The 588-nt window shown below is 55.6% G+C and carries 1 protein-coding gene; it reads right to left on the bottom strand.

Annotated elements, in window-relative coordinates:
- Positions 1 to 30 precede the first annotated feature (30 nt).
- Positions 31 to 588, bottom strand: a 558-nt coding sequence (locus lacNas_RS08070; RefSeq protein ID WP_201346764.1) for a DUF1727 domain-containing protein, incomplete at its 5' end; no start/stop codon positions are given.

The following is a 588-nucleotide window of genomic DNA, read 5'->3' as shown; positions in this document are numbered from 1 at the left end:
ATTCCGCGGCAGTGCCGCGGAATTTTTGTTTTAGTTGATTCTTCTCTTCAAGACGCCCTTTTCGGCAAAGACCTGCCGCAGGTGCAGCATGGCCGTGTAGGTCGACAGAACGTAGATTTTTTCATCCGGTGCCTGCTCAAAGGCGTCCAGCAGCTGGTCAAAGTCGCTCTGGATCACCATCTTGCCCGGGTCAAAGCCGGCAACTTCCAGCCTGAAGGCCATGTCCTTGTGCCGCTCGCCTCCGACGATGACCTGGTCGATCTTGCTGCGGGTCAGGCTTTCAAAATTGCCGTCCCAGATCCAGCTGGTGTCAATGCCGTCAGCGTGGTGGGCATTGAGCAGGGCGGCCAGGGTGTAGTGGTCCTTTTCAGTGTCAAGAAGGCTGAGCACTTCGTTTAAGCCGACCGGATTCTTGACCAAGATGATGTTGATCTGCTTGCCCTGGTAGCTGATGAGTTCCTGGCGGCCGAAAATCCGCTTGTTTTTGGCAAAAGCAGCCGCGATCTCATCGGCAGAGACGCCGAACTCTCTGGCGCAGGCAAAGGCAGCCAAAGCGTTGTAGATGTTGTAGGTGCCGCCGATGTTGAT

This window comes from Lactobacillus nasalidis, assembly GCF_016587775.1.
Lineage (GTDB): Bacteria > Bacillota > Bacilli > Lactobacillales > Lactobacillaceae > Lactobacillus > Lactobacillus nasalidis.
Note: the sequence above shows the minus strand (reverse complement) of the source record. Positions and strands in the feature narration are given on the sequence as shown.